The organism is Arcticibacter sp., assembly GCF_045629565.1.
GTDB lineage: Bacteria > Bacteroidota > Bacteroidia > Sphingobacteriales > Sphingobacteriaceae > Arcticibacter.
On record NZ_JAZQRL010000028.1, the window covers coordinates 1 to 14,109 of the forward strand.

General features: G+C 45.3%; 11 protein-coding genes. 8 read left to right on the forward strand and 3 right to left on the reverse strand.

Features of this window, described 5'->3' with window-relative positions; all coding sequences use genetic code 11:
* Together ACKI5J_RS02950 and ACKI5J_RS02955 are read left to right on the forward strand one after the other, a co-directional pair.
* Window positions 1-1,201, forward strand: a 1,201-nt coding sequence (locus ACKI5J_RS02950; RefSeq protein ID WP_407426345.1) for a pseudouridine synthase, incomplete at its 5' end; no start/stop codon positions are given.
* 83 nt (window positions 1,202-1,284) lie between these two features.
* Entirely contained in the window at window positions 1,285-2,406 is a 1,122-nt protein-coding gene (locus ACKI5J_RS02955; RefSeq protein WP_407426347.1) for a lactonase family protein, read from the forward strand.
* Window positions 2,407-2,422: 16 nt separating this feature from the next.
* Here the strand turns inward: ACKI5J_RS02955 and bshA are convergent, their stop codons facing one another.
* Entirely contained in the window at window positions 2,423-3,562 is a 1,140-nt protein-coding gene (gene bshA, locus ACKI5J_RS02960; protein WP_407426349.1) for an N-acetyl-alpha-D-glucosaminyl L-malate synthase BshA, read from the reverse strand.
* 65 nt (window positions 3,563-3,627) lie between these two features.
* Window positions 3,628-5,448, reverse strand: a complete 1,821-nt coding sequence (locus tag ACKI5J_RS02965; protein WP_407426351.1) for a serine hydrolase domain-containing protein — start codon at window positions 5,446-5,448, stop codon at window positions 3,628-3,630.
* A 335-nt stretch (window positions 5,449-5,783) separates the two neighbouring features.
* Between ACKI5J_RS02965 and mutL the strand changes: the two genes are divergently transcribed.
* The 6 genes from mutL (at window position 5,784) to ACKI5J_RS02995 (ending at window position 12,760) form a co-directional block, all read left to right on the forward strand.
* Window positions 5,784-7,634, forward strand: a complete 1,851-nt coding sequence (gene mutL, locus ACKI5J_RS02970; protein WP_407426353.1) for a DNA mismatch repair endonuclease MutL — start codon at window positions 5,784-5,786, stop codon at window positions 7,632-7,634.
* A 21-nt stretch (window positions 7,635-7,655) separates the two neighbouring features.
* Window positions 7,656-8,378, forward strand: a complete 723-nt coding sequence (locus ACKI5J_RS02975) for a rhomboid family intramembrane serine protease (RefSeq protein WP_407426355.1) — start codon at window positions 7,656-7,658, stop codon at window positions 8,376-8,378.
* A gap of 53 nt (window positions 8,379-8,431) precedes the next feature.
* Window positions 8,432-9,229 carry a rhomboid family intramembrane serine protease gene (locus ACKI5J_RS02980; RefSeq protein ID WP_407426357.1) on the forward strand — a complete coding sequence of 266 codons (798 nt, stop codon included), beginning with the start codon at window positions 8,432-8,434 and terminating at the stop codon, window positions 9,227-9,229.
* Entirely contained in the window at window positions 9,226-10,353 is a 1,128-nt protein-coding gene (locus tag ACKI5J_RS02985) for an endonuclease/exonuclease/phosphatase family protein (RefSeq protein ID WP_407426359.1), read from the forward strand. The genes ACKI5J_RS02980 and ACKI5J_RS02985 overlap by 4 nt, the downstream gene beginning before the upstream one ends.
* A gap of 25 nt (window positions 10,354-10,378) precedes the next feature.
* On the forward strand, window positions 10,379-11,839 hold the full coding sequence (gene cysS, locus ACKI5J_RS02990; RefSeq protein WP_407426361.1) for a cysteine--tRNA ligase: 1,461 nt from the start codon (window positions 10,379-10,381) through the stop codon (window positions 11,837-11,839).
* Window positions 11,840-11,905: 66 nt separating this feature from the next.
* Entirely contained in the window at window positions 11,906-12,760 is an 855-nt protein-coding gene (locus tag ACKI5J_RS02995; protein WP_407426363.1) for a hypothetical protein, read from the forward strand.
* A gap of 93 nt (window positions 12,761-12,853) precedes the next feature.
* Here ACKI5J_RS02995 and ACKI5J_RS03000 read toward each other — a convergent pair whose 3' ends face one another.
* Window positions 12,854-14,041 (reverse strand): iron-containing alcohol dehydrogenase, encoded by a 1,188-nt coding sequence (locus ACKI5J_RS03000; protein WP_407426365.1) that lies wholly within the window; start codon window positions 14,039-14,041, stop codon window positions 12,854-12,856.
* Between the last annotated feature and the right edge of the window lie 68 nt (window positions 14,042-14,109).

Sequence of the window (14,109 nt, forward strand, 5' to 3'; positions counted from 1 at the left end):
ATTTGGTGGCGATAAGAGAGAAGGATTTTCAGGAGGGCGCCCGCAGGGTGACCGTCCGTATGAAAAAAAGCCTTTCGAAAGAAGACCCCTCGGCGAGGATAGAAGAGGAGGCGAAAAGAAATCGTTTGAAAGAAGACCATCAGGCGATGATAGAAGAGCAGGAACAGCAGGAAGCAGACCGCAAAGCGACCGTCCTTTTGAAAGAAAACCGTTCGGCAGTGATAGAAAGCCTTTCGGAGAAGACAAGAGAGAGAGACGTCCATACGGCGATGACAGAAAGCCGGGAAGACCATCTGACAGGCCACAGTCGGACCGTCCGTACGAGAAGAAGCCTTTTCGTGCTGATGAGAGAAGAAGTGGCGACAGACGGCCTGCAGACCGCCGTACAGATACAGGTGAGAACCGTAACTGGACTTCAGAGGAGCATGTAGGCAAACCTAATCTGCGACTCCGTAAGAAAACGACAGCACCTTCAGCGAATTCAGACCTGATCCGTTTGAACAGATACATTGCAAATGCCGGGATATGCTCGCGAAGAAAAGCAGATGAGCTGATTGAAGCAGGCGTTATCAGTGTAAACGGTGAGAGCATCACAGAGCTTGGCCATAAGGTCAACCCGATGAAAGACGTCATTCGTTACAATGGGGAGACTCTGAAGCGTGAAAAGATGACCTATGTGCTTTTGAACAAGCCCAAGGATTACATCACCACCACTGAGGATCCACAGGAACGCAGAACGGTTATGCAACTGGTCGAAAAAGCTTCAAAGGAGCGTATCTACCCTATCGGAAGATTGGATAGGAATACGACAGGTCTGCTATTGATGACGAATGATGGTGACCTTGCTGACAAGCTTTCTCATCCACGTAACAATATTACCAAGATCTACCAGGTAGAGCTTAATAAGAGCTTAAGTCAGGGAGATCTGAATAAAATCGCTTTCGGTCTGGAACTGGAAGATGGCCTGATCAAGGTTGACGAAATAAGTTACGTAGCGGGAGGAAGCAAGAAAGAGGTCGGCGTTCAGATTCATAGCGGTAAAAACCGTATTGTAAGAAGAATATTCGAACATCTTGGTTACGAGGTGGTGAAACTAGACAGGGTTGTATATGCAAACCTTACGAAGAAAGACCTACCAAGAGGCCGATGGAGATATCTGGAAGAGAAAGAAATCATCCAGCTTAAACATCTGATAAAATAAAAAAAACAAAACCCCGGAACATTTCGGGGTTTTGTTTTTTATAGGGGGTATAAAGTGTTTATCTTAGTGTATAACCCTTATAAATGAAAAGAAACATCTTCATTCTGCTTATGGCATCTATTACTGTTGGAAGCACGTACGCACAAAAGCGAAATCTCGTTATCGGTACCTATACGAAAAACGGAAAGAGCGAAGGCATCTATGTTTATGAGTTTGATAGCCAAACGGGCAAAGCAACTTATAAGAACAAGGCGACCGGGGTTACTAATCCATCTTATCTGGACATCAGCAAGGATGGAAAATTTGTTTACGCGGCGAATGAAAACAAAGAAGGCGGCGTAAGCGCGTTTTCTTTTAATCCTGTCAGCGGAGCCCTGCAGCTTCTGAACAGCCAGCCAACACATGGTAGCGCAGCTTGCTATATTGACATAGATAATAGCAGGAAATTTGTGTTTTCAGCAAATTACGGCTCCGGTAACCTGGTTGTATATCCTGTGCAGAAAGACGGATCACTGGCCGAGGCGGCACAGGTAATTCAGCATACAGGCAGCAGTGCCGACAAATCCCGTCAGGAGTCTCCGCACGTGCATTCGACCATCCTTTCACCAGACCAAAAGTTTCTCCTGGTCAGCGACCTGGGTACTGATAAAATTTCAAGCTATGCTTTCGACGACAGGAATATTAAGAAGCCATTAAGCCCGGCTGATCCTCCTTTTGCTACTGCGGCGCCCGGGAGCGGACCAAGGCACCTGGACTTCCACCCCAACAGCCGTTTTGTGTATGCACTGATGGAAATGACGGGGGATGTTATTGTCTATTCTTATAAGAACGGCACGATGAATACCGTTCAGACTATTTCCATGCTTGCGCCGGAATTTAAAGGAAAGACGGGGGCAGCGGACATCCATGTGTCGCCGGACGGAAAGTTTGTATATGCCTCTAACCGGGGCGACGCAAATGAGATAGTCGTATTTGCTATTGACCAGGGTACAGGGAAGCTCAGGCTTGCAGGCCGGCAGTCAACGCTTGGTAAAACGCCAAGGAACTTTGTCATTGATCAGGCAGGCAATTATCTACTGGCCGCTAATCAGGACAGCGACCAGGTGGTGATATTCAGGAGAGACCAGCAGAGTGGCTTGCTAACGGATACCGGTGAACGAATCGACGTAGGTATGCCCGTTTGTTTAAAGCTAACCGGAAAATAAAAAGTTTACGGTGCCCTTATTTGGTCACCGGGCTTTTTTCCAACACCTGTCTGTAATAATCCTCATAGATCGGAAGGATAAAACTCAGGTCAAATTCTTTAGCCCTGGCCAGCGCATTCGCTTTAAACTCTGCCAGGCGCTCTCTGTCTTCGAGAATATAAATGGCATTTCGTGCCATATCTTCCACGTCTCCGACATCGCTCATAAAACCGGTAACACCCTGTACATTCAGTTCTGGCAAGCCCCCCGCGTTTGAGGAAATAACAGGTACCTGACAGGCCATAGCTTCCAGTGCAGCTAGTCCAAAGCTTTCTGATTCGGAAGGCATCAGGAAAAGATCTGCAACGGAAAGGATTTCTTCCACTGCTTCTTGCTTTCCAAGGTATCTGACATTGTCGCAGATGCCGAGTTCCCGGCACAGCCTCTCGCAATTTGCGCGGTCAGGTCCATCCCCTACCATCAGCAGCTTGGAAGGAATGGTTTCGAGCACTTTATGGAACACCCGAACAACATCCTTTGCTCGCTTCACTTTTCGAAAGTTAGATGTATGAACCATTATCAATTCATTGTTTGGCGCTATTGCCTTCTTGAAATGGTCCTTTCGCTTTTGACTGAAACGGGTGAGATCAATGAAATTGGGAATCACTTTGATATCATTAGTGATTTCAAAATGATCGTAGGTATCTTTTCGGAGGTGCTCTGATACAGCTGTTACGCCGTCAGATTTGTTAATAGAAAATGTAACAACGGGTTTGAATGTGACGTCCTTCCCTACCAGCGTAATATCTGTCCCGTGCAAAGTGGTTACCACAGGTATATTTATTCCGTATGTAGCCAGGATCTGCTTGGCCATAAACGCTGCAGAGGCGTGAGGAATGGCGTAATGCACATGCAGCAGATCGAGTTTTTCGAACCGCACCACATCTACCAGTTTGCTGGCCAGAACCAGTTCGTACGGCGGATAATCAAATAATGGATACTGAGAAACAGACACTTCATGGTAAAACAAATTCTCCGAGAAGAAGTCTAGTCTGGCTGGCTGACTGTAGGTGATAAAATGGACCTGATGTCCGTTATCTGCCAATGCCTTGCCCAGCTCAGTGGCCACTACTCCGCTTCCGCCAAATGTCGGATAGCATACGATTCCAATTTTCATTTCGCAAAATAAAAGGAAAAAGATGAAGATATTGTTTGGTTCGGGTAAATTAAATAGCTCGCGGACTATAAAACGGCTTTATTAATTGCCTTATAGATAGCGTCCTGGATTTTGGGTCTTACCCGAAGACTGCTCAGCTTGTTAGCGGGTTGCTGATATAACCGGTTTGACAAAAATATATAGATGAGTTTACTTTTGGGATCCACCCAAACACATGTGCCGGTAAAGCCGGTATGCCCATAGGTCTGTGGAGATGCGAGTTCTGACGGGTATCTGTTAGCCGGGTCAGGGTCCCACCGGTCGAATCCAAGCCCCCTCCTGCTGATATCGCTCTGCCGGCTGGTGAACATGTCTATTGTTGATGGCTGAAAGTACTGCTTCCCCCCATAGATTCCACCGTTCAGCATCATTTGGAACAGGATTGCCAGGTCGTTTGCTGAAGAGAATAGTCCTGCATGTCCGGCAACTCCGCCTGCAAGTGCCGCTCCCTGGTCATGCACATATCCCTCAATAAGGGTTTTTCTGAAGTACGTATCATTCTCTGTGGGTACAATCTCGGACTTACTGAAGCGCATGCGGGGAGTGAAACCGGCATATTTCATACCAAGTGGTTTATAAAATTCGTTTTGTACATACTGATCCATGGGCTCGGAGGTCTGCTGTTCAATGACTTCCTTCATGAAATACATACTCAAATCGCTATAGACGTATTTGCCTGCGGGACGCAGTCCGCTGTTGAGCATTCTTGGCAGCATAACGTCATTGTAGAAATTGCGTCTTATGTAATAGTTGTCGGCTACCTTAACCGGAAACACATCGGAAGAGTCGCGGCTATACTCTCCAGGCTTCAGTGAACTGTGAAAAGGAATGTACGATACCAGGCCAGCCTGGTGCAGCATCAGGTCGCGAACGGGAATGGACCTTTTGTTAGTTTCTCTTGATAAGGGCACGTAATAGCCCATAGTAGAATCAAGACTCAGCTTATTTTGCTCATAAAGCCGCATGGAAGCAATGGTTGTTGCTGCTATCTTGGTGACTGAAGCCAGGTCAAAAATATCATCAATGCGTGTTTCCCTTGTCTTTTCGTATGTATGAGACCCGTAAGCCTTGTCGAATATTACCCGGCCATCTTTCACTACCATCACCACAGCGCCTGGGGTGACACGCTGAGCAATTGCCGATCTGACAATATTGTCTATCGGCTTTTCCAGATCGCCGGAATTTATTCCGAGCTCTTCGGGTACGGTGTAAGAAAGTCTGATCGATGCGGTATGAAAGCCGTCTCCAGCCTTAAATTTTGGTGAGACCGTTACCGGTAATTTTGAGCCCGCCGCCGCTCCGCCGAATATAAGCTGGGCCGTAAGGCTGGCGGAAGAGGGGGAATCTGATGCCGACCAGATGACGGGAGATTCCAGACTGTCGAGCCGGGCCAGAATATTAGCGGGACCGTAAAGGACCACGATAAGCTGCTTGCTGCGTTCCATATCCTGGAGGAACCTCCTGGTGCTCTCTTTATAAATGGCTTCCTGGCCGACCTGCACGATAACTGAATGATAGAGTTTCAGATCAGCACCCAGCAGATTCAGATCAGCGTGGGAGTTGTACGCTTCTGCAGAAAAGCGGTCGACTGCTGTGTATTTATTGGCAATGCTGTCGAAAGTCGTTGCGTTTACAGATCCAATATTCACACTCGCAAAGCGTTTATTGTCCAGATCAATCACCGGGACAAGTGAAGAATCGTTGTTTAATAACACCGTTGATTGACGACTTGCTTTCATTTGTTCCAACCAGGTCAGGGATGGATTATGACAAGATGACGCAAATGAGCTGAGCGTGATAAACAGGGAAAGGATGGATATTGAGGAGTATAAACAGTACTTAAACATATAAAACTTGATAGATTATGACTTAAACGAATTTTTAAGAAATAATTGTCTTAAAACAAGAAAGCCCGGGGGATCCCCGGGCCTGGTTAGTTTGAGTGTTTTTCCCATCTCAAAGACAGCTCGGCTTCTGGCCGGCTTACGAGGCAAGCCATTTTAATGAATTTTAAAGCTGAGTGGTTAACTAAATATTAGTTGTTGATTAAGAGTTTGTAAACATGAAAGTCTGAAAAAAAAATGAACAATACAAATATTACTTACATATTTTGTAAAATGAAGGATACGAAGATGAGCAGGATGATGCTGGTTTATTTTGATTATTTTTGCCATTAGAAATTATGTCTGATATTATACAGCTTTTACCAGATTCCGTTGCCAATCAAATAGCCGCGGGCGAGGTAGTACAGAGACCATCTTCGGCAGTCAAGGAACTGGTTGAAAATTCAATAGATGCGGGTGCCGGAAAAATCCAGTTAATCATCAAGGATGCAGGTAAATCCCTCATTCAGGTTATTGATGATGGATGCGGTATGAGTATTACGGATGCCCGGATGTGTTTTGAGCGTCACGCGACGTCCAAGATCCGGAAGGCAGGGGACCTCTTCGCCATCCGGACTATGGGTTTCCGAGGGGAGGCCATGGCTTCTATTGCAGCGATCGCGCAGGTAGAAATGAAGACACGCCGTCATGAGGACGAACTGGGAACTCATATCTGTATCGAGGGATCGGAGATTGTGAAACAGGAACCTGTATCTTGCAGTGCGGGCACGAGCATCAGCATAAAGAATCTTTTCTTTAATACACCGGCCAGACGCAATTTCCTGAAGGGGAACCCTGTGGAACTGCGCCATATAATAGATGAATTTCAGCGCATCGCACTGGCTCATCCCGAAATACATTTCACGCTTCATCATGATGGTAACGAAATGTTCCATCTGCCTAAGGCTAGCCTGAAGCAGCGAATTGTTCATTTGTTTGGGAATGCCTACAACCAAAAGCTTGTTCCTATTGAAGAAGATACCAGCATCATCGCGGTTAAGGGCTTTATTGGGAAGCCGGAGTTTGCCCGCAAAACGAGAGGAGAGCAGTTCTTTTTTGTAAACAAGCGCTTTATAAAGGACCCCTACCTGAATCATGCCGTGGTTACAGCTTATGAGGAATTACTGCCTGAAGACAGCTTTCCGCTTTACGTCCTGTTTATTGACATCGACCCGGCGAAGATTGATATTAATGTACATCCGACGAAGACGGAGATAAAGTATCAGGACGAAAAGGCCTTGTATGCCATCATCAGGTCTGCAGTTAAGCGCTCGCTGGGACAATACAACATCACTCCGACGCTCGACTTTGATCAGGAGACCGGCTTCAGCCACATGATCACCCAAAAGGCTCCAGAGGAGATCGTGCCACCACAGATCACTTTCAACCCGGATTTCAACCCTTTCCAGGCTGACAAAAAAAGTGGAAGATCTACTTCATACTCCCGCAATCTCGGCGAAGATCAGGGTGAGGTGAGCAAAAACTGGGGATCTCTTTATGAGATTGTTGACGAAGCCAGGGACAGACAGCAACAAACAATTCTCGAAATTGAAGATGCTGAGGCTGCACAGATAAAAAAGGAAGGCCGTCATTTCTTCCAGCTTCACAGCAGATTGATTATTTCGCCGATCAAGTCGGGTTTCATGCTGATTGATCAGCAGGCTGCGCATGAGCGCATCCTCTATGAGCGTTTTTTGCAGCAGCTTGAGAACCGTCAGGGTGCCAGTCAGCAAAGTTTGTTCCCACAAACGGTCACGCTTAACGCGGCGGACTTTGAACTGGTAAAAGAGCTCCTCCCCGACATACAGTCTCTGGGCTTCCAGATCAGGGAGTTTGGGAAGAACACCGTTATTGTAGAAGGCATTCCTGCAGATATCAGTGCAAATGTGAGCGAGGTGGAGATGCTTGAACATCTAATTGAAGGATTTAAAAACAATTTAACCTTGCTGCGCTTGGATAAACGGGATAATCTGGCGCGAACACTCGCACGGAACGCAGCCTTGAAGGCAGGCACCAGGTTATCTCAGGAAGAAATGAACAACCTGATCGATCAACTGTTTGCTTGTGAGAGACCTAACTCTTCTCTGACGGGTAAGCCGGTTATCATTAAATACTCCATTGAGGAGCTTTTACAGAAATTTGAAAAATAGAACCTTACTTCAAGGAAACGAATGAACAGTTACAGACAGTCACCTTTTTCCAATATTTCACCGGTCGTTAAGAACCTGCTGATCATTAATGCTATCTTCTATCTGGCTACCATGCTGTTTATGAAGAATGGGCAGTCGCAGCTTATTCCGCTATTTGGTGTCTTTTACTTTGACTCTGAACTATTCAGAATCTGGCAGCCTGTGACCTACATGTTCATGCATAGTGACCAGTCTTTTGCGCATATCTTGTTTAATATGTTTGCTTTATACAGCTTCGGATCTGCTTTAGAGTATATTATGGGCTCAAAGCGTTTTTTGAATTTCTATCTTATAACCGGGCTGGGTGCTCTTGCACTGCAGATGATCGTTCAGGCTATTGAGGTTCATTCGGTTGTGGGCAGCATTACCGTTGACATCCGGTCTTTTCCGTTTCAAAGTCAGGAGGATTTGAATAAAGTCGCGTCGATATACTTAACACCAATGGTGGGTGCTTCGGGAGCCATCTTCGGTTTGCTGGTCGCATTCGGACTGCTGTTTCCGAATGCTGAATTATTTTTATTATTTATTCCCGTTCCGGTAAAAGCTAAGTATATTATTCCCGTTTATGTCGTTATAGAATTATTCCTGGGTGTAGGGCAATTTTCGGGTGACTCTGTCGCACATTTTGCACACCTGGGCGGAGCATTATTTGGTTTTATCTTAATAAAATATTGGAGGATTCACCGTCCCGGAGGTTTTATATGAAAAGATCGGCTGTCAGCGAACTTTGGTATAAGGTGGCTCAATCAGGAAGCCGCATGAACTTATTTATAGGAATCAACACCGCAATCTTTGTCGTAGTTGGATTCATTTCTGTTGCTGAATGGTTATTTACCCGCAACACGGCAACAGCAAATCTTATAAAAGAATATATCTCTATGCCTGCGTATCTCCCGGAGCTTCTGTACAAGTTCTGGACGCCACTGACTTATATGTTCGGTCATTCGGGATTTTTCCATTTTATATTTAACATGCTATGGCTGTACTGGTTCGGCCAGATCTTCGAAGATTTTCTAAGCGCCAGACAGCTTACATTTACTTATTTAAGCGGCGGGCTGGCAGGCGCTGTCCTTTTTATCGCCTTTTATAATATCTTCCCTGCCTTTTCAGATATTCTTCCGGTGGCAACCCTGATTGGCGCTTCTGCAAGCGTGATGGCTGTCGTTGTGGCTACTGCTACGCTGCTGCCAGATTATAGCATCAGGCTACTTTTATTTGGCAATGTAAAGCTGAAGTTCCTGGTTATAGCCTTTATCGTCATCGACATTATTGGTATTGCTGAACTAAATGCAGGAGGCAGTATTGCACACCTGGGCGGCGCGCTGATGGGATTTATCTTTATTAAGCAACTCCAGAACGGAAACGACTGGAGTAAGATCTTCGCCAAGAAGAAAAAATTAAAGGTTGCTGCTACCAACTACGGCCATAAGGTTCCTGCCGGTCTTCCTGACCAGGAAGTGATTGACAGTATACTCGATAAAATATCCAGATCGGGGTACGACAGCCTGAGCCGCAAAGAGAAGGAAGAATTATTCAAAGCGAGTAATAAGGAATGAGGCGTAAAAAAAGGAGGAAAGGCCTGGGATTTGGTAGAAGGTCAATGCTGTTCATCAACATGGCATTTGTGGTCCTTATGCTCCTGAGCTATCTCTCTTCGGTTGTGAATCCAACGCATGTCTGGCCGATGGCATTCTTTGGCCTCGCGTACCCATTTCTTCTTTTTATACATGTGCTGTTCATCGTCTTCTGGATTCTTAGCCGACCTGTCTTCGCACTCATTTCTTTGGCGACTATACTGGTAGGTTGGAAATTTCTGGCGCTGACGATTGGCTTCCGTGAGTCGCAAGCTATAGACGTACCGAAGTCTTCACACGATATGATTAGGGTAATGACCTGGAACGTTCATGAGTTTAAAGCATTTGGCAGCAAGGCGGATAAGCCCGTCAGGGATCAGATGCTGGCAATAATCAGGAATGAGCAGCCTGACATTCTTTGTATGCAGGAATACTATTCCAAACGGCGCGGCGAATCCAATGTTAAAAAAATGATTGCGGAGATTATGTCTGCAGAGCACTACCATGTGCGTGAGGACTTTGGAAATCCCTGGGAACTGAAAGGCATGGTTATATTCTCGAAAATTCCATTTACAGACACCGGATCAGTGGTTTTCCCGAATTCATCCGGAAGTAATGAAGCGATATATGCCGACTTTGAATTCGACAAAAAGAAATTCAGGATTTATAACGTGCATTTACAATCGATAAATTTCAAGCCGGAAGACTATAAATATATTAAAACTATTAAAGAAGAAATCAATACCGATGTAGAATCTTCTAGACGCATTGGTAGCCGGCTTAAACGTGCCTTTATCAAAAGAAGTGAGCAGGTTAACTACCTTTCGGACCATATTAAATCTTATTCGGGTCCGGTGATCATAGCTGGGGACTTTAATGACACGCCTGCGTCCTTTGCGGTAAATAAACTATCTTCGGGCATGAGGAACGCATTCCGCGAGAAAGGAAGTGGCTTTGGGATTACGTATAATGGTGAATTTCCAAACTTCCAGATCGACTACATTTTAGCTTCTAAAGACTTCGAAGTAAAAAGCTACCTTACCGTCAATAAAAAACTTTCGGATCATTATCCTGTCAGAAGCGATTTGGAATTCCGGACTCCATAAATATACAATTTATTAAGTTTGCACAATGACTAACAACCTGGTTGTTTATAATACGTTATCAAGAAAAAAAGAGCCTTTTGAGCCTTTAAATCCCCCGTTCGTGGGAATGTATGTTTGTGGACCTACTGTGTACAGCGACGTTCATCTAGGGAATTGCCGGACGTTTGTATCTTTCGATTTAATATACAGGTACCTGACACACCTGAAATATAAGGTTCGTTATGTCAGAAATATAACGGATGCAGGGCATCTTGAAGGGGACCGTGACGAAGGGGACGACAAGTTTTCGAAGAAGGCCCGCCTCGAGCAGATTGAGCCTATGGAAATCGTCCAACGTTATACCATCGGATTTCATGACGTAATGAGGGTATTCAATACCCTACCGCCGAATATTGAGCCCACGGCAACAGGTCATATCGCTGAACAGATTGAAATGGTAAAGGAGATCCTTGCCAACGACTTCGCATACGAGGTAAATGGCACTGTATATTTCGACGTGGAAAAATATAGTAAAGAGCACAATTATACGATACTGACCAACCGGAACATCGACGAACTCATTGCGAACAGCCGTGATCTTGGAGGTCAGGACGAGAAGAAGGGAAGACTCGATTTCGCGTTATGGATCAAAGCGAAACCTGAACATATTATGCGCTGGCCGTCACCCTGGGGATGGGGATTTCCCGGATGGCACATCGAATGTTCTGCCATGAGCAGTAAATACCTTGGTGATTCCTTCGATATTCACGGCGGAGGAATGGATCTGGCTGCAACGCACCATACTAATGAGATTGCACAGTCTAAGGCATGCAACCATAAAGAGCCCGCTAAGTACTGGCTGCATACCAATATGCTGACGGTTAACGGCACGCGTATGTCTAAGTCGGCAGGAAACGGCTTTTTGCCTCATGAACTGTTTACCGGAAACCACCCTTTATTAACAAGAGGGTTTTCTCCGATGACCGTAAGGTTTTTTATGCTCCAGGCTCATTACCGCAGTACGCTCGACTTTTCCAATGAGGCATTGGAAGCATCGGATAAAGGTTTTAAGCGGTTGATGAATGCCTGTGCCCTGCTGCCGAAGCTAAAGGTTTCAGATAAGTCTGACTTCGACATCCAGCAGATCGCTCAGCGCTGCTACGACGCTATGAATGATGATTTCAACAGTCCTGTCGCAATCGCAGAGCTATTTGAAGCAGCAAGAATCATTAACAGCGTACATGACGGAAAGGGGGGCATCACCCAATCTGACCTGGATGCCTTGAATTCGCTGGTAAATGATTTCATATATGGTGTACTTGGTCTGAAGGCGGAAACTGCGCAGACAGACGAAATTGGACCGCTTATCGACTTCGTGATCAATTTACGCCTTCAGGCAAGAGCTTCGAAAGACTATGCAACGTCAGACAGAATAAGAAATGGCCTGCTTGAACTGGGTATCCAATTAAAGGACAACAAGGAAGGCACATCCTGGAGTAAGTTATAACAACAGAAGCCCTTTTATGCAGGGGCACTATGGTGGTATCCCAATAAATCAAAACATCAAAATTTAATGAAATTCACATTATTCATAATTTGCTTCATCACCTTGCTATCGCCTGCGTTTTCGCAAACTCCTGAGGGAGTAGACCAGTTAATAGCGGCGGAGAACTATTTTAATTTAAAGGTTGAAGAAAAAGGCCTCAAGAAAGCCTTTTTGACAGTGTCTGACGACTATACAATTGCATTCAGACCGGGGCCTGTTCCGGCGAAAAAATTCTACAAGGAACAACCAGACAGTATCGGCTATCTGAAACTTCAGCCCGTATTGGCAAAAATATCCAAAAGTGACGATTGGGGCTTCACAGCGGGACCCTATGTTTTCAAGCAAAGTCCATCAGCGTCTCAATCATTCTATGGCACCTACCTGTCTGTGTGGAAGAAGAATAAGCGGGGAATCTGGCGGCTGGCTATGGATGCAGGGGTAGCACATAAAAAGCCGACAAAGAAACTCAAGAATTCTTTCTCGACACCGACTGATAAAGATTATATACATCAGAAGTCGGATAAACGCCTTCAACAAAGAGAAGATATTGTACTTAGCTCTGACAAGTTGATGTCTACAATAATGAAAGCAGATAACCGCATAGCACAGACTGAGTTTTTAACGGATGACACTTGGCTGTTATTCCCTGGCTATGAGCCCATGACAGATAAGAAAACGATCATGGCATTCTGGAAGACAAAGGGTTATAAAGCCCTTACCTATCCGGTTAAGGCAGACCGATCTTTAAGCGGCGAGATTGCGTATACATATGGTAACGCGACGATACTTGCAAAGAAGTACAATTACATTCGTGTTTGGGAGGTTCAGCCTTCTCATAAATGGAATGTCATCGCAGAGGTATTTACAGAGGAACTTCCGTAAAACTTGTTTAGTAAATTATAAAAAAAGGTCCTGCAATGTACTGCAGGACCACACAACACCAAATTCCGGGGATCAAAGGCGGGCAAACTTCAATTAACCCCGGAAAGCCTTCAAATAGATAGCCTGAATATCGGCTACAGTGACGTCCCTTGGATTGCCGCCTGTACACACATCGGCAAATGCCTGGACGGAAAGTCTTTCCACATCATCAGGATTAAAAGCAGTATCCTTTAGTAATGGGATGTTAAGCTTAACTGCCATCTCTTTCAACGCCTTGATGGCTTCATTTTTAGCTTCACTAACCGTAAGGCCTTCAACGTTTCTTCCCAGCGCCTGGGCAATATTTTTAAATTTCTCTTCGCAGACGACGGAATTAAATTCTTCCACGTAAGGAAGTAGAAGTGCATTTGCTACGCCGTGAGGAAGGTCATATTCTGAGCCAAGTTGGTGGGCCATGGAATGGACAATTCCAAGACCGGCATTGGAAAACGACAATCCTGCGATATAAGATGCCCATGCCATCTTAGAGCGCGCTTCAAGGTTTTTTCCATCTTTAACAGCGTCTTCGAGGCTTTCTCCAATCAAGCGTATAGCTTCAAGAGACAGCGTGTCTGACAGTCTGAATGCGCCCTTTGTTATATAGGATTCGATAGCATGAGTGAGAGCATCCATACCTGTAGCAGCGGTCAGACCTGCCGGCTTATCTACCATAAGCTCAGGATCATTGACGGCAACGCTCGCCAGGGAATTGGGGTCTACAATGACCATCTTGATCTTCCTCTCCTCATCGGTTATCACATAGTTAATGGTAACTTCTGATGCAGTGCCAGCTGTAGTATTTACTGCCAGGATAGGTACCGACTTCTTTTGCGATTTACCAATTCCTTCGTAATCGGGAACTTTTCCGCCGTTTGTCTGCAGGATACCGATAGCCTTGGCCGCATCCTGAGGAGATCCTCCACCAATAGATAGTATACCGTCGCAGCCAGATGACTTATACAAGTCAAGTCCCTTATAAACGTTTTGTGTAGTCGGATTTGGCTTGACATCATCAAACACAACATAAGTTATGTAAGCAGCGTCCAGTACATCTGTTACCTTCTTGACGACGCCGATAGCCTGTAACATCTTATCTGTTACTACCAGTAGCTTCTTAAGTTCTAGTTTCTTTATTTCTACTGCAATCTCTTTGACTGCTCCCGGCCCAATAAGGTTGATAGCCGGAAAATAGATTCTTCTGAAGGGTTCCATACAATATCGAATGATTAGATATATGTTCATTCAAATTTACCTTTAACTCCGGCATGTAAAAATGATGGCTGTTACTTAATGGAATGACATGTCGCATG